This window comes from Streptomyces sp. NBC_00236 (assembly GCF_036195045.1).
In the GTDB taxonomy this organism is placed as follows: Bacteria; Actinomycetota; Actinomycetes; order Streptomycetales; family Streptomycetaceae; genus Streptomyces.
Map to the genome: position 1 here is coordinate 6,871,341 of NZ_CP108100.1, position 22,332 is coordinate 6,893,672.

Sequence of the window (22,332 nt, forward strand, 5' to 3'; positions counted from 1 at the left end):
TAACCGTCCGCGACCGGCTGATCTCCATGCGTATCACCCGATCGAGGGACGGTGGGTGATATTCCGGCTGAAGGGCTCCGTTCCGGCGCACCGGAACGGAGCGCCCTGATAAATCCGTTGACGCCGCCCGGCCACCGCGGGCTATCGTGTGCGGCGTGACGGACGGCGGAGAAGACCGCCGGTGCCGAACCGTGTGAAACCGGAGGTGAGGACATTGATGACTGTCGCCGCGATGGGCGCTGCCCACAAGCCGAAGAGCATCGTTCCCACCCCCGTGGCCACCGGCTGACCTTCCTCAGAACCTCTGCGCCGCAGTGCGCACCGCCGGGGCCACCCTGTGAAGGGTTTCCCTTGTCTTTCCCGTCTTCCTCTTCCCTTTCCTCCTTCTCCACTCTTCAGGGCTCCTCGTCGTCGCATCCCCTGTCCGCCTACGGCTGGGACGACGACTGGGCGGCCGAGTTCGCCCCGTACGCCGAACAGGGGCTGCTGCCCGGACGCGTGGTGCGGGTCGACCGCGGGCAGTGCGACATCGTCACCCCGCAGGGCACGGTGCGCGCGGACACCGCGTTCGTCGTGCCCCGAGACCCGATGCGGATCGTCTGCACGGGCGACTGGGCGGCCGTCGACCCCGACGGTGACCCGCAGTTCGTCCGTACGCTGCTGCCGCGGCGCACGGCCTTCGTCCGCTCGACCTCGTCCAAGCGTTCCGAGGGCCAGGTGCTCGCCACCAACGTCGACCACATCGCCATCTGCGTCTCGCTGGCGGTGGAACTCGACCTGGGCAGGGTGGAGCGGTTCCTCGCCCTGGCCATGTCCAGTGGCGGCGGCGACGCGCTGCTGCGGGACGCGGCATCGGCCGGGGACGGCGTCGCCGAGACCCTCGTCGTCCTGACCAAGGCCGACCTGGTCCCGGACGCCGTGACCTTGTCCCACCTCGTCCAGGACGTCGAGCGCCTCGCGCCTGGCGTGCAGGTGCTGCCCGTCAGCTCCGCGACCGGTGAGGGCGTCGATGTGTTCTCCGCGATCGTCTCCGGGGGTACGAGCGTGCTGCTCGGTGCCTCGGGTGCGGGCAAGTCCACGCTCGCCAACACCCTGCTCGGGCAGGACGCGATGGAGGTGCGGACCACCCGTGACGTGGACGGCAAGGGCCGGCACACCACCACGACCCGCAACCTGCTGGTCCTGCCCTCCGGCGGCGTCCTGATCGACACCCCGGGGCTGCGCGGGGTCGGCCTGTGGGACGCGGAGACAGGCGTCGGCCAGGTGTTCTCCGAAATCGAGGAGCTGGCCGCGCAGTGCCGGTTCCAGGACTGCTCCCACGCGGCCGAACCGGGCTGCGCGGTGCTGGCGGCGATCGAGGACGGAACGCTGCCCGAGCGGCGCTACGACAGCTACCGCAAGCTGCTGCGCGAGAACCAGCGCATCGTCGCCAAGACCGATGCGCGGGTCCGGTCCGAGATCCGCCGGGACTGGAAGCGCAAGGGGGCGGAGGGCCGGGCCGCCATGGAGGCGAAGCGGGGCCGCGTGCGGTAGCCGGAGCACCCCTGGTCGACGTCCGAAAACCGCGAGTGCGGCCCGGGTCCGGTGGCGCACACTGGACGGTGTGATGGACGAAGAGACCAGATACGAGGCGGTGAGCAGCCGCGACGCGCGTTTCGACGGGGAGTTCTTCTTCGCCGTCGAGACGACCGGCATCTACTGCCGGCCGAGCTGCCCCGCCGTCACCCCCAAGCGGAAGAACGTCCGCTTCTACCCGACCGCGGCCGCCGCGCAGGGCAACGGATTCCGGGCGTGCAGGCGCTGCCGCCCGGACGCCGTTCCCGGCTCCGCGGACTGGAACGTCCGGGCGGACGTGGTCGGCCGTGCCATGCGCATGATCGGCGACGGTGTGGTGGACCGGGAAGGCGTCCCCGGTCTCGCCCACCGGCTCGGCTACAGCTCGCGGCAGGTCCAGCGCCAGCTCAACGCGGAACTGGGCGCCGGGCCGGTCGCGCTGGCCCGCGCCCAGCGCGCGCACACCGCGCGGGTCCTGCTCCAGACCACCGGGCTGCCCGTCACCGAGATCGCGTTCGCGGCGGGTTTCGCCTCGGTGCGTCAGTTCAACGACACGGTTCGGCAGATCTACGCCCGCACTCCGAGCGACCTGCGTACCGAGGCCGGCACCGGGCTCGGCGCCGCACCCCGGCAGGCCCGCACCACCGGCATTCCGCTCCGGCTCGCGCACCGGGGTCCGTACGCGGCCCGCGAGGTCTTCGATCTGCTCGCGGCCGAGACGGTCGCCCGGATCGAGGAGGTCAGCGGGGACCCCGGGGCCCGGACGTACCGCCGCACTCTGCGCCTGCCGCACGGTACCGGGATCGCCGCCGTCGACGAGCGGTCCGCCGGGTCCTGGCTTGAGGCCCGCATCCACCTCACGGACCTGCGTGATCTGACCACCGCCGTGCAGCGGCTGCGCCGCCTCTTCGACCTGGACGCCGACCCGTACGCCGTGGACGAACTGCTCGGCGCCGATCCGCTGCTCGCGGCCGGGGTGGCCGACCGCCCGGGGGTGCGCTCGCCCGGCACGGCGGACCCCGAGGAGTTCGCCGTGCGGGCGCTGGTGGGTCCGGCGGCAGCCGCTGAGCTGGTCGAGCTGTACGGAAAGGTCCTGGACGTCTCCTGCGGCGGGCTCACCCATGTGTTCCCCGAACCGGGCGTCCTGGCCGGCGCGGTGTCCGACCCGGCGCTGCGGGCCCTCGCCACCGCCCTCGCCGACGGCGACGTACGGCTCGACGCGGGCGCCGACCGGGAGGCGGCCGAACAGGCGCTGCTGCGGCTGCCCGGCATCGGCCCGGCCACCGCGAAGCTGATCCGGATGCGCGGCCTGGGCGACCCCGATGTGGACCCGTACGGAACGCCCGGCTCCGACCGGTGGCGGCCCTGGCGCTCCTACGGCGTACGCCGTGCGGAGGCCGTGGACCGGGTGCCCGCGTAACGGGATCAGGCCGGCAGGCCCCAGCTCGGTGCGGGTCCGTTCGCCGCGACCGGGCGGACGGTCAGGTCCGGGCGGTCGCCGGCTGCGGTGATCAGCGCCGATTCGCCCTTGCGGAGCCGGATGCGTACCGCACCGCCGTCCTGCTCCTCGTGGGCCAGGGGGCGTCCGTGCCGGTCCCGGACCTCGATGGCGCCCTCGATGCCGTGCCGTACGACGCAGGGCGCGCCCGCCTCGCTGGTGAGGCGGACCCAGCGCGTCCGGCCGCCCTCCCGCACGGCGCTGAGCAGGAAGGCGCCCTGGGTGCGGAAGTCGTGGACGGTGAGGTCCTGCCAGGCGGCGGGCAGGGCGGGGAAGACCCTGATGGTGTCGCCCCAGGACTGGCAGACCATGTCGTGGAGCGACTGGGCGGCCGACAGCGGGGTCTCGATGACGGGGCCGGACTCCTTGTACATCGTGTTGGCCTGGATGAACCGGCTCATCAGCTGTCCCAGGTACGCCAAGGCGTCCTCGCCCTTGCCGAGCAGTGCCGACATGGAGGCGGCGCCGGTGAAGGTGTAGCCCTGCAGCGCGCCCTCGAAGCCGACCCAGTGGGCGAGGGACTTCTCGATCAGGGCGCGTTCGGAGCCGGTCGTGCCGGTGACCTCGTACAGCGGGTAGACGGCGAGCATGTGCGAGTAGTGGCGGTGGGACTTCGCGAACGGCACCCCGGCGCCGATCATGTAGCCGTTCTCGTCGACGGGGTACGGGGTGAGCCTGGCCAGCACCTCCTGCCAGCGGGCGGTCAGCGGGTCGTCGACGTCCAGTTCGCGGGCCGATTCGAGCAGGGTGCGGCAGCCCCAGCGCAGGAGCATCAGGTCGTAGTTGCAGTCGGGGGCGTTGACGCCGTACTCGGGGGAGAAGGTGGCCGGGAGGTGCAGCTTGCCGTCGGCGCCCGGGGTGAGGAAGTGCAGGTAGTAGTTGACGGCCTTGCGCAGCAGCGGGAAGAGGGTGTCGCGCAGGACGGACCGGTCCATCGTGTGGCGGTAGGAGAGCCAGACGTTGTGAAGGGCCCAGGTCAGATTGCCGACCTCGGGGGTGGGCGGGTCCTGGCCGGGGATGCCGACGCCGTAGCCGCCGTCGGCGACCGCGGCCCCGTTGACCAGCTGCGGGTCGGTGGTGCGGGGGATGCCGGCGGAGTCGGCCCGGTAGGGGGCGGCGACCTCGCGGGAGAGCTGCTCGCGGAATTCGCCCAGGGCCCGGGTGACGGCGTCGAGCTCCAGGTGGTTGGAGCCGTGGATCAGCCAGTACTCCAGCTGGACGTTGAGGTTCCACCAGGTGTTGGGCCACGGTGTGGGCTCCAGCCAGGGGCCCGAGGTGGCCATCACGGGTGCGTCCCTGCGCGCGGCCGAGGCCGTTTTGTAGAGCTGGATCCAGTAGAAGCGCTGCAGTCGTGCATCGGGGAGCGACAGGAAGCTCTTGCGGTAGAAGCGGTCCCACCAGGTGCGGTGCGGGGCGGCGAGCAGGGTGTACGGAAGGGCGGAGGCGGCCGTGACCGTACGCAGCGCGCGTGCGCGGGCGGTGTTCCCGGGGTGGGAGTGCGTGACGGTCACGTACAGGGTGCGGGCGGCGCCGCGTGCCCGCTCGCGCCAGGCGGTGACGTGGGCTCCGCCCGCGAGCAGTGACTGCACGGCCGCGGTCGTCCCGCCGTGCTCCTCGACGACGGCCGGGGGGTTGCCCGTGTAGCCGTCCGGCAGCGGCTTGAAGGCGGCCCGGGGACTGATCGCCTCGGCCGGGTGGAAGACCCAGCGGAAGTCCTTCTCGCCGTCGCTCGGGGTCACCTCGACGGCCAGCACGTCACCGGTCGACTGCACGAAGGCGCGGAGCGTGAGGGTGCCGGCCGAGGTGGTGACGGTGCCCTGCAACTCGGCGGTGTGCAGCCGCATCCGCCAGTCGACGCCCGTGACGGTGCCGGCCGGCTCCAGGGTGAAGTGGCCGATCGGGAGCCGCGCCAGGCCGAAGAGCGAACCGAACTCGGGCCGGTGGTCCTGGACCTCGGAGTGCTGGACGTTGAAGCGGATCGCCGTGGTCTCCGCGCCGGGCTCCGCGTAGATACCGGAGCCGAGCCGGCCGTTGCCCAGGTAGGGGCCCTCGTACCAGGTCTTCGGCATGCGCTGCCAGCGCAGGTCGGCGTCGTCGAGGACGGTGCTCCAGCTGTCCGCGGGGGAGCGCACCACGACGGGGGCGGCCGCGGCGGCCGACGCGGCAGCGGCCTGGGCGGGGACGGCGGTGCCGCCCACCACGAGGGCTCCGCCGAGCGCGGTGCCGGTGGCGATCACGCTTCTGCGGGAGGGGGCGGACCGGGAGGGGGCGGGCGAGGAATCGGTGCGGGGGGAGGAGGCGTGATCCGGTGCTGTGGGCAAGGCATCTCCTGGCGATTCGTACGCAGACAGGCGCATCAATTCATCCGAGCTATGTCCTCACGGAACGTAGGCTTGAGCCTTCTGTCCGTCAATAGGGCGCGAGAGATCCGATGTGTTTCTCTCCATGTGGTCGGGCTTCGCCTACATGACGGGCGTGGAGGGGCGTCAGCCCCAGATCACCGCACCCAGCCATGCCCCTGCCACCAGCAGGCATGCGAACAGTTCGACGAGCACGGAGTAGCCGGTCGCCCGCATCACGGAGCGGACCGAGGCCCAGCCGGCCCCCCGGCTGCCCAGCCGTAGTCGCTCGGCCCCGTAGATCACGCCCACGTACCCGGCGATCGCTCCCACCACGGGGATCACGAAGAACCCGGTGATGGCCCCGATCCCGCCGAGCATCAGCGTCCGGCGCGGCGCCCCGGACTCCCGCGGCCGGCGCGGTGGCAGGAGCGGTTTCAGCGCCTGGTTCAGCAGCAGCAGCGCCGTGGACCCGATCAGGACCCCCCAGGCGGCCGGAGTCATGTCGGTCAGCGCCCACCACAGGACGGCGGCCCAGACGATCGCCTGCCCGGGCACACCGGGCACCAGCACGCCGATCAGGCCGAGCATCATGACCAGTCCGACGGCGACGAGCTGCCACACACTCATCTGACCAGCCTGCCGGAGTCCGGCCGGTCCTGCCCGTCGTCGCGCCCCGCTCCGGGGTCGTAGGCGCAGCTCAGAGGTGTGACGGCGGTGTTCCCCACCCGACGTGGGCGGGCGGCGGCAGCCGGCCGCCCACAACGGGAGCGGGGCCGGTCAGGGGCGGGGGTCGCGGGCGACCCAGCCCCGCTCGTACGCATGCCAGCCCAGCTGGAGCCGGGTCGACACCCCGGTGAGCTCCATCAGGCCCTTGACCCGGCGCTGCACCGTCCGCAGCCCCAGATCGAGCTGCTTCGCCACGCTGGCATCGGTCAGGCCGGCCAGCAGCAGCGAAAGGATCTCCAGGTCCGTCGGATCGGGCCCCGTCGCCTCCTCTTCGACCCGGCCGTTCTCGGCGAACCGCAGCGGCATCGCCTCGCGCCACACCGCCTCGAAGAGCCCTGTCAGCGACTCCAGCAGCCCCGACGCGTGTACCACCAGCGCCGCCGGCTCCGCGCCGCGGGCGGTCAGCGGCACCATCGCCAGCGCCCGGTCCGCGACGACCAGCTTCGTCGGAACCCGGTCCACGACCCGGCACTGCTCGTTGCGGCTCAGTGCCGCCGACAGCTCCAGAAGCCCCGACGGCAGTCCCAGCACCTCGCGCTCGACCACCACCCGGAACGACACCCCGCGGGTGGCCGCCTGCTCCTCGGACTCGTTGTCGAGGCCGCTGACCGCGATCGGATTCCCGGTGACCAGGGCGCACACCTCGCTCGTCGCCCCCAGCTGCAGCTGATGGAAACGATGAGCCACGGCGCTCGCCCCGGTGACCACCTCGACCAGATCGTGCACGGCCGGCTCGGCCGCGTCCGCCCGGTACTCCTCGGCCAGCAGGACCGCGGCCAGCTCCGCCTGCTCCAGCTCGTGGCGCTGCTGGGTCAGCAGCGCCCCCAGCGCGACCCCGGGCGGCGCCGCCACCCACCGGCCGGTACGGGCCGACGACTGCGCGGCCAGCCCGTGCTGCTCCAGTCGCCGCAGCGCCCGCTCGGTGTCCCGTTCGGGCAGCGCCAGCCGGTGCGCGAGATCGGAGACCTCCGCGGCTCCCACCGCCACCAGCGCGCGATAGGCCGACTCCTGCGTCTCGTCGAGACCTATGGCTCCCAACATCCCCGGACCTCCCCGAACCGCTTGCTGCCCCGTCATGTCGTGCCGGCAGGCCGACCGGCCGTGGCGGAAAGCGGCCACGGCGTAAACCCGCCGTGGCACATCATCGCTGTACCGCCCGTCACTCTGCCAATGTGGCGCCACCGCAGCACCAACAACCTCCGGAATGAGGGCTTTTTGCGCCTTCCATGCCGGTTTCACTTGGGGAGAGCGATGCGTCCGATTTCGCGTACGGCACTGGGGGCGGCCACCGCCGCCGTCCTCGCCGTCACGGTGATCGCACCGTCCGTGGCAGCGCCACAGGGCGACGCGGACACGAAGAGACCGCTGACGGGCACCGCGGCCGCCACGCCCAAGGCGGACAAGCCGGTCACCGTCACCCTGGTCACCGGCGACAAGGTGCTGGTGAGCACGGACGGTTCGGGGAACGCCTCGGCCACCGCCCTGCCCCGCGAGGACGGCACCGTCCCGCTCGTACAGACCCGCCGCTCGGGCGAGGACCTGTACGTCTACCCGGACACCGCCGTGAAGGCGCTGGCCGAGGGCACCGTCGACGAGGAACTCTTCAACGTCACCGGGCTGATCCGGCAGGGGTACGACGACGCGCACGCGGACTCCGTACCGCTGATCGCGACCTACTCCACGGACACCGCACGCAGCGCGCCCGTCACCCCGCGCGGCGCCGAGCGCGGCCTCGCTCTCCCGTCCATCGACGGTGTGGCGCTCAAGGCCGACAAGAAGCAGACCGCCGGGTTCTGGTCGGACGTCACCGCCCCCCGGTCCCGCTCCGGCGCCGGGCTGAAGAAGCTCTGGCTGGACCGCCAGGTCGAGGCCAGCCTCGACCGCTCCACCAAGCAGATCGGCGCCGACCTCGCCTGGGCCGCCGGCTACGACGGCAAGGGCACCAAGGTTGCCGTCCTGGACACCGGCGCCGACGCCGAACACCCCGATCTCAAGGGCCGGATCACCGAGTCGAAGAACTTCACCGACTCCGACACCACCGACGACCGTCAGGGACACGGCACCCACACCGTCTCCACCGTGGGCGGCAGCGGCGCGGCCGGCGACGGCAAGAAGAAGGGCGTCGCCCCCGGCGCCGACCTGCTCGTCGGCAAGGTGCTCAACGACAGCGGCTCCGGCGACTCGTCCTGGATCATCGCGGGCATGCAGTGGGCCGTCGACCAGAAGGCCGACGTCGTCTCCATGAGCCTGGGCAGCCAGACCCCCACCGACTGCACCGACCCGATGAGCATGGCGGCCGAGGAACTCGGCAGGAGCAAGGACACCCTCTTCGTCATCGCGGCCGGCAACTCGGGGCCGACGCTCAACACCGTGTCCTCGCCCGGGTGCGCGCCCAACGTGCTGACCGTCGGCGCGGTCGACCGCGACGACTCCACCGCCTCGTTCTCCAGCCGCGGGCCGGCGATCGTCTCGCACACCCTCAAGCCGGAGATCGCCGCCCCCGGCGTCGACATATCCGCCGCGGCGGCAGGCGGTCGCGGTGTGTACGCCTACCAGTCGATGTCCGGTACGTCGATGGCCACCCCGCATGTCGCGGGCGCCGCCGCCATCGTCAAGGAACGCCACCCCGACTGGACGGCCCAGCAGATCAAGGCGGCCCTGGTGTCGTCCGCGAAGAGCGACATCCCCGGTGACGTACGCGAGACCGGCGGCGGCCGGCTCGACGTGAAGGCCGCCATCGACACGACGCTCACCGGCGCACCCGCCGTCCAGGGCGGCACCTTCAACTGGCCGCAGGACAGGACCGACCGCACCACGGTGCAGGTCCCGTACACGAACACGGGCGACAAGCCGGTGAAGCTGTCGCTCTCCGTCCAGGGCGTCACGGGCAACGACGGTTCGGCCGTCCGGTCGTCCGTCGCCGCACTCGGCGTGAAGAGCGTCACCGTGCCCGCCGGTGCGACGGCCGAGGTCCCGCTGAAGCTCGACCCGACCGCCCGCCTCCGGGACAGCCAGTACGGCGACGTCACCGGCCGGGTGCTGGCCACCGGCGCCGGTGGCGTCAAGGTCTCCACCCCGTTCTCGCTGTACGTCGGCGCCGAGACCGTCACCCTGCGCGTCAAGCTGATCGACGGCAATGGCAAGGCCGCGACGGGCTCGTCCTCGGTCGACGTCATCGGCACCGACACCGCCACCGGTGAGCGCCGCTTCAACGACGGCTCGACCGACCAGGTGTACGAGGTGCGCCCCGGCGCCTACTTCGTCTCCAGCTTCATCGTCTCGGCCGACCCCGAGGACGCCACCGGCCGGCTCACAGGTTCGGTCGGCTACCTGGCCCGGCCCCAGCTGGACGTCACCAAGGACACCGTCCTGGTGCTGGACGCCCGCAAGGCACACCGGATCAAGGTGAGGACCGAGGACCGGACCACCGAGACGCGCGGCGCGACGCTGGCCTTCGGCCGCAGCTGGGACGATGTCTGGCTGCACTCGGGATCCATCTCCGGCAGCGACGTCACCGGCGACTACCTGGTCGACATCCAGGGCAGGGCCCGTGACGGCGACTTCGAGTTCGACAGTTTCTGGCGGGCCTACGCCCCACAGATCGAGAAGCTCGCGGTCGTCGGCGGTGCGACCCTGCACCCCACCGCCGCCTCCGCAGGCTCCGTCAACCTCGACGGAACGGGACAGGCCGCACTCGTCGACGCCGGTTCCGGCACCCCCGATGAGCTGAAGGCCGCCGATGTCTCGGGCAAGATAGCCCTGGTCGGCGTCGATGACGGCGGCGCCGTCCTCACACAGGCGCGCGACGCCCAGGCCGCGGGCGCGTCGGCGATCATCGTGCACCGCCCGTCCGCGGGCCCGTGGAAGCCGTCCGTGGGCTACGGTGCGGCGCCCCTGCCCGCGCTCGGTATCCAGTCCGACGAGGCCGCAGGTCTGCTCGCCGCCCTGGCCGCCGGACCCGTGGAGCTGAGCTGGAAGGCCACCGCAGCCAGCCCGTTCGTCTACAACCTGGCCTTCCCCGAGACGGGAACCGTCACCTCGGACCGGACGTACAGAGTCAGGGACACGCAGCTCGGCGCGGTCGAGTCCACCTACGAATCGATGGGGGTCAGGACCGACTTCGTGGACACGCTGCTCGTCGCCACCCCCTACGGCGCCCGGTACGGCGTCGGTGCGTTCGACAGCGTCCCCGCACCCGGAAAGCGCACCGAGTACTACTCGGCGGGCGACGACACCTGGCGCCAGCGGATCTCGTCCAGCTTCCCGTGGGGCGAGTTCATGGAGGACAGGTTCCGGACGTACGAAGCCGGTTCCCGGCGCACGGCCAACTGGTACCGGGGTCTCGTCGTCCCGTCCGCGCCCCGGGACGAGCGGGGCGGGGCCATGCTCGCCGCGGAGCGCCAGGACAATCTGATCGGCGTCGCCCCGGGCTTCTGGAGCGACAGCGAACACGGCGGTCTCCAGGGCTCCTTCGGGGACATGGGCAGCCTGCGGCTCACCAGTGGTGGCCAGGTGCTCGGTGTATCCGGCTGGCCGTCCGGGGTGTTCACCGTCCCGGCCGAGGACGCAGCCTACGAACTCACCATGACGACGTCGAAGGGCGGCCAGCCGGCCAAGGTGTGGAAGCGGTCCACCCGTACCGAGACGACCTGGAGGTTCCGCTCGCACCGTGACGAGAACGCCTACTCGCAGGGCATCCCATTGCTCTTCCCGGGCTACGACCTCCCGTCGGACGGCATGAAGACCCTTGCGGCGAAGGACGGTCAGCAGATCGGCCTGAGCGTTTCGGGCCACGCCGGCTACACGCCCGGCACGGTCACGGCCGCCGAGGTCTCGTACTCGTACGACGGCGGCGAGACCTGGACCGCGGCCACCACCGCTCAGCGCGGCGGCCGTTGGACCGCGACCGTGAACCACGCGGACGCGACCGGCAAGCCGGTCACCCTGCGCACCGAACTGACGGACGCCAACGGCAACTCCGTCGTCCAGACCGTGACCGACGCCTACGCGGTGCGCTGACGGCGCGTCACCCGACCGGTCCGCCGGGCGTCCTTCCCGTGGGGGGTGGGGCCGCCCGGCGGACCTTTTTCCGGACGGGACTCAGCCACTTTTTCCGGATGTCCCGTTTTCGCACGGCCCTCGCGGTGGACAATAAGGGCATGAGTCAGCAGGGGGAGAAGCCCGCCGCCCATGAGGACGACTGGTGGCGCAGGCTGTACGACGATTCCGCACCGGACACCGGGGCGAGCCAGGCCGCCGACAGTCTCGACGACCGCTTCGACTCCGCGTCGGGCGCGGTGGGATCCGACGGCGGTGAGGTGTACGGGACCGCCGCCGCGGTGCCCGAACCGAGGACGGCAGCCTCCGCGGTCACCCGAATGGCGGACCCGCCCGCGGCCCCGCCGTCCGAGGTGATCGCACGTGCTCCGTGGGAACCACCGGCCGGCCCGGCACGGCCCCGCACCTTCGCGGGCCCGCCCCCGCCACCCCCCGCCCCCACTCCGGCCCCGGTCGCCCCTCCGCCCCCCGCCCCCACTCCCGCCCCGGTTGCTCCGCCGCCACCGCCGCCACCCCCGGCCCTCGCGCCGGAGCCCCAGCGGCCGCCCGCCGATCCCCGCATCGCCCAGAGCCTTCCGGTACCGGCGGAGCCGGAGGCCGCGCCATCGGCCCCCGCCACGCCGCCCGCGCCTCCTGGGCCGCCGGTGCCCGCCGAGGCGCCCACCGTCGCGGTCCGGCCGCCCGTCGGGCCGGACCGGCCGGACGAGGCCGTGCCGCCGCTGCCCAGGCGCCCGGTCGTCGAGCGGACCCATGACACCGCGCCGGCCGAACCCGTCCCGGAACCGGCCCCCGCCGCCGAGGCGCCGGCTCCGCGCCCGCCGGTCGTCCACGTGGGCGCCCGCCCGCCCACGTACGACGCCGAGCCCACCGCGCTGCCCGAGAGCGACCCGCGCGAACTGGACGGCCTCGTCGCCGACACCGTGCTCGACGGCGCCCGGTACGGCACGTACACCCTGCGTGCCGCCTCCGTGCGGGGCGACTCCGCCCGCTTCCGGGGCGAACCCCGGCGCGACGCGCTGCTGACCGCACGGTTCGGCACCGCGGAGAGTGCGCTCGTCCTGGTCGCCGTCGCGGGCGGTGCCCGGTCCTCCGAGAGCGGGCACCTGGCCGCGGCCGACGCCTGCCGCTGGATCGCCGAAGCCGTCGGACGCAGCCACGCCCGCCTCTCCGACGACATAAGGGCGGGCCGCCGGGGCGACCTCAAGTCCGGGCTCCACCGGCTGACCGACCGCGGTTACGGCAAGCTGCGTGCCCGCGCCGCCGAACTCGGCCGTGAACCGCACGAGTACACGGTGGGGCTGCGCTGCCTCCTGCTGTCCGCCGACCCCGAATGCCGCACCCGGGTCTTCTTCGGAGTGGGCGGCGGCGGGCTCTTCCGGCTGCGGGACGGCAGCTGGCACGACCTCGAACCGCTCGTGCCGCGAACCGGCGCGCTCACCGGTGAGGCCGTGGTGGGCTTCGGGTCGCCGGTGCCCGAGAGCGGGCCCGGGGGCGACCGGCTGACCATGGACCTGGGGGTCACCACCGCCCCGCCCCCGTACATCGAGGACCCGGTCCCGCCGCCCGCCGAGCCGTTCCGCTTCCGTGCGTCGGTCGCCCGGCCGGGCGACACGCTGTTGCTGTGCACCCCGGGCCTCGCCGAGCCGTTGCGCGGCGAACCGGCGCTCGCCGCGGAACTCGCCGAGCGCTGGACACCGGCCGGTGCTCCCGGCCTCGGGGAGTTCCTGGCCGACACCCAGCTGCGGGTCAAGGGATACGCCGACGACCGGACGGCGGTCGGCGTCTGGGAGGCGTAACCGCCCGGGTCATGGGTTGATGGACTCCGGAGAACCCGTCCGGCGGGGGTTTCGCGCCCCGGGATCCGGACAGCCGATCGTGCACGGAGCACAGGCAGAGGGAGTGCGCACCCATGGCCAAGCAGAACGTGTCGGAGCAGTTCGTCGACATCCTCGCCCGGGCGGGCGTCAAACGCCTCTACGGGGTGGTCGGCGACAGTCTCAACCCGGTCGTCGACGCGATCCGCCGCAACCCCGACGTCGACTGGATCCAGGTACGGCACGAGGAGACGGCCGCGTTCGCCGCGGGTGCCGAGGCGCAGATCACCGGCGAGCTGGCGGCCTGCGCCGGATCGTGCGGACCCGGCAACCTGCACCTCATCAACGGCCTCTACGACGCCCACCGCTCCATGGCCCCCGTCCTCGCGCTCGCCTCGCACATTCCGTCGAGCGAGATCGGCCTCGGCTACTTCCAGGAGACTCATCCGGAGCTGCTCTTCCAGGAGTGCAGCCACTACAACGAGATGATCTCCAACCCGCAGCAGATGCCGCGGCTGCTGCAGACGGCGATCCAGCACGCGATCGGCCGGGGCGGCGTCGCCGTCGTCTCGATGCCGGGCGACGTCGCCTCTCAGCCCGCGCCGGAGAAGTCCGTCGAGCACGCCCTGGTCACCTCGCGGCCCACCGTGCGCCCGGGTGACGCGGAGATCGAGAAGCTCTGCCGGATGGTCGACGAGGCCAAACGGGTGACGCTGTTCTGCGGCAGCGGCACAGCGGGCGCGCACGCCGAAGTGATGGAGTTCGCCGAGCGGGTGAAGGCCCCGGTGGGCCACGCGCTGCGCGGCAAGGAGTGGATCCAGTACGACAACCCGTACGACGTCGGCATGAGCGGGCTGCTCGGCTACGGCGCCGCGTACGAGGCCACGAACGAGTGCGATCTGCTGATCCTGCTCGGCACGGACTTCCCGTACAACGCCTTCCTCCCCACCGACGTGAAGATCGTCCAGGTCGATGTGCGCCCCGAACACCTGGGCCGCCGCTCCAAGCTCGATCTCGCGGTCTGGGGCGATGTCCGCGAGACACTGCGCTGTCTGACGCCGCGGGTGAAGGCCAAGAGCGACCGCAAGTTCCTCGACCGGATGCTCAAGAAGCACGCCGACGCGCTGGAGGGTGTGATCAGCGCGTACACCCGCAAGGTCGACAAGCACGTACCGATCCATCCGGAGTACGTCGCCTCTGTCCTCGACGAACTCGCCGACGAGGACGCGGTGTTCACCGTCGACACCGGCATGTGCAACGTCTGGGCGGCGCGCTATCTGACGCCGAACGGCAAGCGGAGGGTGATCGGTTCGTTCAGCCACGGCTCGATGGCGAACGCGCTGCCGCAGGCCATCGGCGCCCAGTTCACCGACCGGAACCGGCAGGTCGTGTCGATGTCCGGGGACGGCGGATTCACGATGCTGATGGGGGACTTCCTGACCCTCGTCCAGTACGACCTGCCGGTGAAGGTCGTTCTGTTCAACAACTCCTCGCTGGGCATGGTCGAGCTGGAGATGCTGGTCGCCGGGCTGCCGTCGTTCGGTACGACCAACAAGAACCCGGACTTCGCGGCCGTCGCGCGGGCCTCGGGGGCGTACGGCGTCCGCGTCGAGAAGCCCAAGCAGCTGGAGAGCGCCCTCAAGGACGCCTTCAAGCACAAGGGTCCGGCCCTCGTCGACATCGTCACCGACCCGAACGCGCTCTCCATCCCGCCGAAGATCAGCGCCGAGATGGTGACCGGCTTCGCGCTCTCCGCCAGCAAGATCGTGCTGGACGGCGGCGTGGGCCGGATGGTCCAGATGGCCCGGTCCAACCTGCGCAACGTGCCCCGTCCCTAGAAGCCGGGACAGATAGCTGACGGGGCGTCAAGGGAAGGTCTTTGACGCCCCCTTGGCGCGCACAGAGCAATGTGACATATTACTGGCGTGTTCACGAGACAGCCTTTGGACGTGGTCGTCGTCGGCGCCGGAGTGGTCGGTGCCGCCTGCGCGTACTACGCCGCCCGGTCCGGACTTGTCGTCGCGGTGGTGGACGGCGGACCGGTCGCCGGCGGCACCACCGGAGCGGGGGAGGGCAACCTCCTGGTCTCCGACAAGGTGCCGGGCCCGGAGCTTGACCTGGCGCTCCTGTCCGCCGCGCTCTGGCGCGAGCTGGCGCACGAGCTGCCCGACGCCATCGAGTTCGAGCAGAAGGGCGGCCTGGTCGTCGCGGCGAGCCCCGAGTCGCTGGCCACCCTGACCGCGACCGCCTCCGGACAGCTGGCAGCAGGGGTGCGGGCCACCGCCGTGGCGGCGGACGAACTGCGCTCACTCGAACCGCACTTGGCGCCCGGCCTCGCCGGCGGCTTCCTCTACCCGCAGGATGCCCAGGTCCAGCCGGCCCTGGCGGCGGCCCACCTCGTCCGCGCGGCCCGTGATGCCGGAGCGAGCCTCCACCCCGGGCAGGCGGTCACGGCCGTGCTGAGAGGACCGACCGGCGCGGTGCGCGGCGTACGCACCGCCGCGGGCGATCTGCTCGCCCCGGCGGTGGTCAACGCGACGGGCGTACGGGGCGGCGAACTGGCGGCCCTGGCGGGCGTGGAACTGCCCGTGCTTCCCCGACGCGGCTTCGTCCTGGTGACCGAGCCGCTGCCCCGGCTGATCCGGCACAAGGTGTACGCGGCGGAGTACGTGGCCGACGTGTCGAGCGCGTCGGCCGCCCTGCAGACCTCACCCGTGGTGGAGGGCACCCCGGCAGGGCCCGTTCTCATCGGCGCCAGCCGCGAACGGGTGGGATTCGACCGGACGTTGTCCGTTCCGGTGGTCAGCCGGCTGGCCGCGGCGGCGGCCGCGCTCTTCCCGGTACTGGCCGATGCCCGGGTGCTGCGGACCTACCACGGCTTCCGCCCCTACCTGCCCGACCACCTCCCCGCGATCGGGCCCGACCAACGGGTGCCCGGCCTCTTCCACGCCTGCGGTCACGAGGGCGCGGGGATCGGACTCGCACCCGCCACCGCCGTGCTGGTCACCGCCGCGATCCGGGAGGAGGAACCCGCCCTGGACCCGGAGCCGTTCCGCCCGGACCGGTTCGACGCGGCGTCCCGCCCCGGCCCCGGCGGCTGAGGCCGCCGCTGTGATGCCGTACGCCCCCGAGATGCCCGCTGACGGTCCGGAACGACCGACCGCCGACTGAGCAGGAGCCCTGGTGAGACGTCCCCGCACACGCACGGCCGGACGGACCCCGGCCGCCCTGGCCGGAGCCGGTCCCGGCCCCGCGTTCGAGATCATCTTCGACGGACAACCGGTCCGGGCCCTGCCCGGCCAGAGCATCGCGGCCGCCCTCTGGGCCGCCTCCGTCCTCACCTGGCGCACCACCCGGGTGAACGGACGGCCGCGCGGCGCCTTCTGCGGGATCGGCTCCTGCTTCGACTGCCTGGCCACGGTCAACGGGCAGCCCAACCGACGGGCCTGCCTGCTCCCCGCCCGTCCCGGCGACATCGTCACCCCGCAGGAAGGGGACGGACATGCCGGCCCCGTCCGCTGACCGGCCCGCCGCCCGGCCGGAGCGCACCGAACTCGCCGTCGTGGGCGCCGGACCCGCAGGTCTTGCCGCCGCCGTCACCGCGGCCGACGGCGGACTCGACGTGGTCCTGCTCGACGCCGCGGACGCACCGGGTGGCCAGTACTACCGCGCCCCCGCGCCCGGCCTCGGCGCCACCCGCCCCGAAGCGCTGCACCACGGCTGGGCGGAGTTCGCCGCGCTCACCGCGCGGCTCGACCGCCACCGCACGGCGGGCCGGATCCGCCACCTCACCGGACACCATGTCTGGGCCGTCGAGCGGAGCGGGGCGGACTGGACCCTGCACGCGGTCACCGGGCCCGACGGACGCGACGGAGCCACCGCCCTCGACGCACGCCGCCTGCTGATCGCGGCCGGCTCCCACGAGCGCCAACTCCCGTTCCCGGGCTGGACCCTGCCCGGTGTCGTCGGAGCGGCCGGGGCACAGGCCATGCTGAAGTCGGGCCTGGTGCTGCCGGGCCGCCGCATCGTCGTCGCCGGCAGCGGACCCCTGCTGCAGGCCGTCGCCGTCTCCCTCGCCAGGGCGGGCGCCCGGGTCCCCGCCCTGATCGAGGCCTCCGGCTACGGGGCGTACGGGCGGTCACCACTGGTGCTGGCCGCCAACCCCGGCCGGCTCGCGGAGGGCGCCCGCCATGGCGCCGCGCTGGCCCGCCACCGGATCCGGCCGCTGACGCACCGGGCGGTCACTGCCGTGCACGGCACCGACCGGGTGGAGGGTGTCACGGTCAGCCGGCTGGACCGCGACTGGCGCCCGCTGCCCGGGACCGGGCGCCGCATCGACTGCGACGTCCTGGCCGTCGGGCACGGTCTGGTGCCCCAACTCGACCTCGCGGTGGGGATCGGCTGCACCACCCGGTGCGGCGCGGACGGTTCGGCAGCGCTGGAGCTCGACGACGAACTGCGCACCACCGTGCCCGGAGTCTGGGCCGCCGGCGAGACCGGCGGCATCGGCGGCGTCCGTCTCGCCCTGACCGAGGGCGAACTGGCCGCCCGCTCCGTGATCGCGGACGCCCGCGGCGGCCCGGGCTCGGCCCGTACGGCGGCGCTGCTCCGGTCCCGGAACCGGATGCGCGCGTTCGCCGCACTCATGGGCGCCGTCCACCGTCCCGGGCCGGGCTGGACCGACTGGACGGCGGCCGACACCGAGGTCTGCCGGTGCGAGGAGGTCACCACGGGCGCGATCCGCACCGCCGTCGGGGAACTCGGCGCCGGGGACAGCCGCACGGTCAAGCTCCTCACCCGGGCCGGAATGGGCTGGTGCCAGGGCCGGACCTGCGGTTTCGCCGTGCGGGAACTCGCCGGCTGCGCCGCCGACACCGGGGCGCCCGCTCGCCGGCCGCTCGCCTGCCCGGTCCCCCTGTCCGTACTCGCCCGTGCCGACCGCCCCGAGGACACGTGAGCACGCGCGACGCGCCCACACCATCGCCCTCCTCTTCCCCTCGCCGCATCTCTCAAGGAGTCTTCATGTCCACGAACACCCCTGCACGCACCAGCCCCTGGCGGGGCGTCATGGTCGCCACTCCGCTCACCCTGCGCGAGGACCGGTCCATCGACTTCGACGCGTACGCCGCACATGTGCACGACCTCGTTGCCGCAGGCTGCGACGGGGTGGTGCCCAACGGCTCACTGGGGGAGTACCAGACGCTCACGGACCAGGAGCGTGACCAGGTCGTGCGCGTCGCGGTCGAGGCGGCCGGGGACGGGGCCAGGGTGATGCCGGGCGTCTCCGCGTACGACAGCACCCAGTCGCGGCGCCGCGCCGAGCAGGCCGCCGAGGCGGGCGCCGGCTCCGTCCTGTTGCTGCCGCCCAACGGATACGCCTGCGACGACACGGCGGTCCGCGCGCACTACGCGGAGGTCGCGTCGGCGGGCCTGCCGGTCGTCGCGTACAACAACCCGTACGACACCAAGGTGGACCTGACGCCGCGGCTGCTCGCCCAGCTCCACGCGGAGGGTTCGGTCGTCGCCGTCAAGGAGTTCAGCGGCGACGTCCGCAGGGCCTACGAGATCGCCGAGGAGGCACCGGGGCTCGACCTCCTGGTCGGCGCCGACGACGTGCTGCTGGAGCTCGCGCTCGCCGGGGCCGTCGGCTGGATCGCGGGCTGCCCCAACATGCTGCCCGCCGGCTGTGTCGCGCTGTACCGGGCCGCCGTGTCCGGGGACCTGGAGACGGCGCTGCCGCTGTACCGGCGGCTGCACCCGCTGCTGCGCTGGGACTCCAAGCCGGAGTTCGTCCAGGCCATCAAGGCGTCGATGGACATCGTCGGCCGGCACGGCGGCCCCACCCGGCCGCCGCGCACACCGCTCGACGCCGCTTCCCTGGCCGCCGTGCGCGCGGCCACCGAGAAGGCCCTCGCCGAGGGCCTCGACTGAACCACTCGCAGTGCCCGTCCGAACCTCCCGCACCACCCATCGCCACAGCAGACACCGGCCGGCCGGAGCGTCGTCCCGGACCGGCCGGACGACCGAGGGGGACCCTTGCGCACGCGTCACATCTTCCACGCCGTCGACTCGCACACCGAGGGCATGCCGACCCGGGTGATCACCGGCGGCATCGGTACGCTGCCCGGCGCCACCATGGCCGAGCGCCGCGCCCACTTCATGGCGCACCGGGACGCGGTGCGCACCCTGCTGATGTACGAGCCGCGCGGCCACGCCGCCATGAGCGGGGCCGTGCTCCAGCCGCCGACGCGCCCCGACGCCGACTTCGGGGTCCTGTTCATGGAGGTCTCCGGCTGCCTGCCGATGTGCGGCCACGGCACCATCGGGGTGGCCACCGTCCTGGTGGAGACCGGCATGGTGGAGGTCACCGAGCCGGTCACCACCGTGCGGCTGGACACCCCCGCCGGACTGGTGAGCGTCGACGTCCGGGTGGAGGACGGCGCCGCCACCTCCGTCACGCTCACCAACGTGCCTGCCTTCAGCGCCGGACTCGGGCTCACCGTGAAGGTCCCCGGGCACGGCACCGTGCCGTACGACCTCGCGTACGGCGGCAACTTCTACGCGATGGTCCACCTGGACGACCTGGGCCTGCCGTTCGACCGGTCCCGCAAGGACGAGCTGCTGGCCGCCGGGCTCGCCCTGATGGACGCGGTCAACGCCACCGACCGCCCCGTCCACCCGCTCGACCCCGCCATCCACGGACTCAAGCACGTCCAGCTGATCGCCCCCGGTTCGGACGCCGCCCGCTCCCGGCACGCCATGGCCATCCACCCCGGCTGGTTCGACCGCTCGCCGTGCGGCACCGGAACCTCCGCGCGCATGGCCCAGCTGCACGCACGCGGCGAACTCGCCCTGAACACCGACTTCGTCAACGAGTCCTTCATCGGCACGGAGTTCACCGGCCGGCTCGTCGCCGAGACCACCGTCGGGCCGCTGCCCGCCGTCGTGCCCACCGTCACGGGGCGCGCCTGGATCACCGGGACCGCGCAGTACTTCCTTGACCCGGCCGACCCGTTCCCCGAGGGGTTCCTGCTGTGACCCGTCGGGTCCGGGGCGGACAACGTCACATTGTATTCTTGGGCTCCGCACGGTCCTGGAGGAACAGACATGGCCCGCCTGACGTCGCTCAACGTGATCTCGGCGCAGGAGCATCTGCGCGACCAGGTGGCGCACGCGCTGCGGGCGGCGCTCATCTCCGGCGAACTGAAGCCCGGGACGGTCTACTCCGCGCCCGCGCTCGCCTCCGAGTTCGGGGTGTCCGCGACGCCCGTCCGTGAGGCGATGCTCGACCTGGCCCGGGAGGGCCTGGTCGAGGCCGTCCGCAACAAGGGCTTCCGGATCACCGAACTCACCGAGCAGGACCTGGACGACTTCACCGAACTCCGCGCCATGATCGAGGTTCCCACCGTGGGCCGGATCGCCCGGATGGGCCTCACGCAGGAGTTGGAGGCGTTGCGGCCCGTCGCGCTGGAGATCGTCGAGGCCGCGCGGCGGCACGACATCCTCGGCTACCTGGAGGCGGACCGCCGCTTCCACCTCGCCCTGCTGGCGCTGGCCGGGAACCGCCGGCTGGTCGAGGAGGTCGGCGAACTGCGCAAGCGCTCCCGGCTCTTCGGGCTCAACCGCCTTGCCGAGTCCGGCCAGTTGATCGCCTCTGCGCAGGAGCACGTGCAGCTGCTCGATCTGGTGGTCGCCGGGGACGCTCCGGGGGCCGAGGCCTGCATGCTCGCGCACATGTCGCATGTCCGCTCGCTGTGGGCCGAGAAGAAGCCCTGAGCCGTGCGACGGCGACTGAAGCCCTGAGTCGGTGCGACGGCGGCTGCCACCTCCTGCCCGGGGGTGGCAGCCTTCGCGTGCTCAGCCGTCCAGCAGCCCCGCCATCCAGTCCTCGACGGCGTCCGGCGTGCGGGGGAGCGCGGACGACATGAGGCGGGCGCCGTCCCCGGTGATGACGAGGTCGTCCTCGATCCTGACGCCGTTGCCCCGGAGCGAGCGCGGCAGTGTCTCGTCGTCCGGCCGGAGGTACAGCCCCGGGCCCACGGTCAGCACCTGCCCCGCCTCCAGGGCCCCGTCCCGATAGATCCGGGCTCGGGCCCGCGCGCAGTCGTGGACGTCCATACCGAGCATGTGGCCGCTGCCGCACAGGGTGTAGCGGCGGTGGAGTCCGTTCTCGGGGGCGAGTGCCTCGTCCGCGGGGACCGCGAGCACGCCCCAGTCGTGCAGGCCCTCGGCGATGACCCGCATCGCCGCGTGGTGGAAGTCGTGGAAGCGGGCGCCCGGCCGCAGCGCGGCGATGCCCGCATCCTGTGCGGCCAGGACCAGTTCGTACACGGAGCGCTGGACGGGGGTGAAGGCGCCGGACAGCGGGATCGTGCGGGTGATGTCGGCCGTGTAGAGGGAATCGGCCGCCACGCCCGCGTCCAGCAGCAGCAGCCGGCCGCGCTCCAGCGGGCCGTCGTTGCGGGTCCGGCGCAGCACGCACGCGTGGTCGCCGGCGGCCGCGACGGTCGGGAAGCCGGGGCCGTTGCCCTCGATCCGGGCCCGCAGCGCGAAGACTCCTTCCACCCGGCGCTCTCCCCGCGGGTCGGCGATCGCCTCCGGGAGGCAGCGGACGACGTCCTCGAATCCGGTGGCCGTCGCGTCGACGGCACGCTGCAACTGGGACTGCTCCCATGAGTCCTTGACGAGTCTGAGCTCATCGATCACCGCGTCGAGCCCGGCGGGTGCGGACCGGACGGCGGGCAGCCGGCGGGCGTCCCCGAGCCAGGCGTCGACGGACGGGTCCACGCCGGTGAGGACCCGGGTCGGGGGCTGACTGCCCGTCAACAGCTTGTCCCAGGCGTCCCGGTGCTCGCACCGGATGCCGGTGAGCGCGGCGGCCTCGGCCAGGTCCGGTCTGCGGCCCACCCAGAACTCCCCGTGCGCGCGGTCGCGGTGGAAGTCCTGGCCGCTGCGGGGCGAGCCGGGCCTCATGTACAGGACCGCCTCGTGGCGCGCGTCGCCGTCCGGTTCCAGGACCAGTACATGGCCGGCCTGGTCGTCGCCGGTGAGGCCGGTGAGCCAGGCGTACGAGGAGTGCGGACGGAAGCGGTGGTCCGCGTCGAGGGACGGGACGGCGGGGGAGCCCGACGGGATGACGAGCCGTTCGCCCGGGAACCGTGCGGCGACGCGGGCGCGGCGGGCCGGTGTGAGGGCGTGGGCGGGGACGCGGGCGTCGTCGGGGCGCGGGGCCTTGGCCCAGCCCGTACGCATGAAGGTGTCCAGGGCCGGCGACACCGGCAGGTCGTGGCGGCCGGTGTGCGGGCGAAGCAGGGGCTCGGTCACGGGCGGAACTCCTCGG

At 73.0% G+C, this 22,332-nt stretch carries 15 protein-coding genes; 11 read left to right on the top strand and 4 right to left on the bottom strand.

The features are described 5' to 3' along the window. Positions 1-351: 351 nt before the first annotated feature. Positions 352-1,533, top strand: a complete 1,182-nt coding sequence (rsgA, locus tag OG446_RS30685) for a ribosome small subunit-dependent GTPase A (RefSeq protein ID WP_328897047.1) — start codon at positions 352-354, stop codon at positions 1,531-1,533. A gap of 73 nt (positions 1,534-1,606) precedes the next feature. After that, the gene (locus OG446_RS30690) at positions 1,607-2,974 is read left to right on the top strand and encodes a DNA-3-methyladenine glycosylase 2 family protein (RefSeq protein WP_328898466.1); all 1,368 of its coding nucleotides are present in this window, start codon (positions 1,607-1,609) and stop codon (positions 2,972-2,974) included. 5 nt (positions 2,975-2,979) lie between these two features. Here OG446_RS30690 and OG446_RS30695 read toward each other — a convergent pair whose 3' ends face one another. The 3 genes from OG446_RS30695 to OG446_RS30705 all read right to left on the bottom strand — a co-directional run bounded on the left by OG446_RS30695 (position 2,980) and on the right by OG446_RS30705 (position 7,161). Beyond that, positions 2,980-5,121 (bottom strand): glycosyl hydrolase family 95 catalytic domain-containing protein, encoded by a 2,142-nt coding sequence (locus OG446_RS30695; protein ID WP_389257486.1) that lies wholly within the window; start codon positions 5,119-5,121, stop codon positions 2,980-2,982. Between the two features lie 417 nt (positions 5,122-5,538). Further along, positions 5,539-6,021 (bottom strand): DUF456 domain-containing protein, encoded by a 483-nt coding sequence (locus tag OG446_RS30700; RefSeq protein ID WP_328897048.1) that lies wholly within the window; start codon positions 6,019-6,021, stop codon positions 5,539-5,541. Between the two features lie 150 nt (positions 6,022-6,171). Further along, positions 6,172-7,161, bottom strand: a complete 990-nt coding sequence (locus tag OG446_RS30705) for a helix-turn-helix domain-containing protein (protein ID WP_328897049.1) — start codon at positions 7,159-7,161, stop codon at positions 6,172-6,174. Positions 7,162-7,371: 210 nt separating this feature from the next. Between OG446_RS30705 and OG446_RS30710 the strand changes: the two genes are divergently transcribed. The 9 genes from OG446_RS30710 (at position 7,372) to OG446_RS30750 (ending at position 20,768) form a co-directional block, all read left to right on the top strand. Further along, positions 7,372-11,139 carry a S8 family peptidase gene (locus tag OG446_RS30710; RefSeq protein ID WP_328897050.1) on the top strand — a complete coding sequence of 1,256 codons (3,768 nt, stop codon included), beginning with the start codon at positions 7,372-7,374 and terminating at the stop codon, positions 11,137-11,139. Positions 11,140-11,279: 140 nt separating this feature from the next. Continuing rightward, a complete protein-coding gene (locus OG446_RS30715) occupies positions 11,280-12,974 on the top strand; it encodes a protein phosphatase 2C domain-containing protein (protein WP_328897051.1) in 1,695 nt (564 codons plus the stop codon). A gap of 113 nt (positions 12,975-13,087) precedes the next feature. Further along, positions 13,088-14,830, top strand: a complete 1,743-nt coding sequence (locus tag OG446_RS30720) for a pyruvate dehydrogenase (protein ID WP_328897052.1) — start codon at positions 13,088-13,090, stop codon at positions 14,828-14,830. 87 nt (positions 14,831-14,917) lie between these two features. Further along, entirely contained in the window at positions 14,918-16,093 is a 1,176-nt protein-coding gene (locus OG446_RS30725) for an NAD(P)/FAD-dependent oxidoreductase (protein WP_328897053.1), read from the top strand. 82 nt (positions 16,094-16,175) lie between these two features. Then, entirely contained in the window at positions 16,176-16,514 is a 339-nt protein-coding gene (locus OG446_RS30730) for a (2Fe-2S)-binding protein (RefSeq protein ID WP_328897054.1), read from the top strand. Further along, positions 16,495-17,949, top strand: coding sequence for an FAD/NAD(P)-dependent oxidoreductase (locus tag OG446_RS30735; RefSeq protein WP_328897055.1), 1,455 nt, complete (start codon positions 16,495-16,497; stop codon positions 17,947-17,949). Before OG446_RS30730 ends, OG446_RS30735 begins: the two co-directional genes overlap by 20 nt. Before the next feature lie 65 nt (positions 17,950-18,014). After that, entirely contained in the window at positions 18,015-18,923 is a 909-nt protein-coding gene (locus tag OG446_RS30740) for a dihydrodipicolinate synthase family protein (RefSeq protein ID WP_328897056.1), read from the top strand. A gap of 105 nt (positions 18,924-19,028) precedes the next feature. After that, positions 19,029-20,030: a proline racemase family protein gene (locus OG446_RS30745; protein ID WP_328897057.1), complete on the top strand. Its 1,002-nt coding sequence runs from the start codon at positions 19,029-19,031 to the stop codon at positions 20,028-20,030. Between the two features lie 69 nt (positions 20,031-20,099). Beyond that, the gene (locus tag OG446_RS30750; RefSeq protein WP_328897058.1) at positions 20,100-20,768 is read left to right on the top strand and encodes a GntR family transcriptional regulator; all 669 of its coding nucleotides are present in this window, start codon (positions 20,100-20,102) and stop codon (positions 20,766-20,768) included. Between the two features lie 81 nt (positions 20,769-20,849). Here the strand turns inward: OG446_RS30750 and OG446_RS30755 are convergent, their stop codons facing one another. Further along, positions 20,850-22,316, bottom strand: coding sequence for an aminopeptidase P family protein (locus OG446_RS30755; RefSeq protein WP_328897059.1), 1,467 nt, complete (start codon positions 22,314-22,316; stop codon positions 20,850-20,852). Positions 22,317-22,332 lie beyond the last annotated feature (16 nt).

Coding starts and splice junctions, on each gene's coding strand:
- OG446_RS30690 (WP_328898466.1), top strand. CDS start 1,607: ATGGACGAAGAGACCAGATACGAGGCGGTGAGCAGCCGCGACGCGCGT.
- OG446_RS30695 (WP_389257486.1), bottom strand. CDS start 5,121: ATGCCGAAGACCTGGTACGAGGGCCCCTACCTGGGCAACGGCCGGCTC.
- OG446_RS30700 (WP_328897048.1), bottom strand. CDS start 6,021: ATGAGTGTGTGGCAGCTCGTCGCCGTCGGACTGGTCATGATGCTCGGC.
- OG446_RS30705 (WP_328897049.1), bottom strand. CDS start 7,161: ATGTTGGGAGCCATAGGTCTCGACGAGACGCAGGAGTCGGCCTATCGC.
- OG446_RS30710 (WP_328897050.1), top strand. CDS start 7,372: ATGCGTCCGATTTCGCGTACGGCACTGGGGGCGGCCACCGCCGCCGTC.
- OG446_RS30715 (WP_328897051.1), top strand. CDS start 11,280: ATGAGTCAGCAGGGGGAGAAGCCCGCCGCCCATGAGGACGACTGGTGG.
- OG446_RS30720 (WP_328897052.1), top strand. CDS start 13,088: ATGGCCAAGCAGAACGTGTCGGAGCAGTTCGTCGACATCCTCGCCCGG.
- OG446_RS30735 (WP_328897055.1), top strand. CDS start 16,495: ATGCCGGCCCCGTCCGCTGACCGGCCCGCCGCCCGGCCGGAGCGCACC.
- OG446_RS30740 (WP_328897056.1), top strand. CDS start 18,015: ATGTCCACGAACACCCCTGCACGCACCAGCCCCTGGCGGGGCGTCATG.
- OG446_RS30750 (WP_328897058.1), top strand. CDS start 20,100: ATGGCCCGCCTGACGTCGCTCAACGTGATCTCGGCGCAGGAGCATCTG.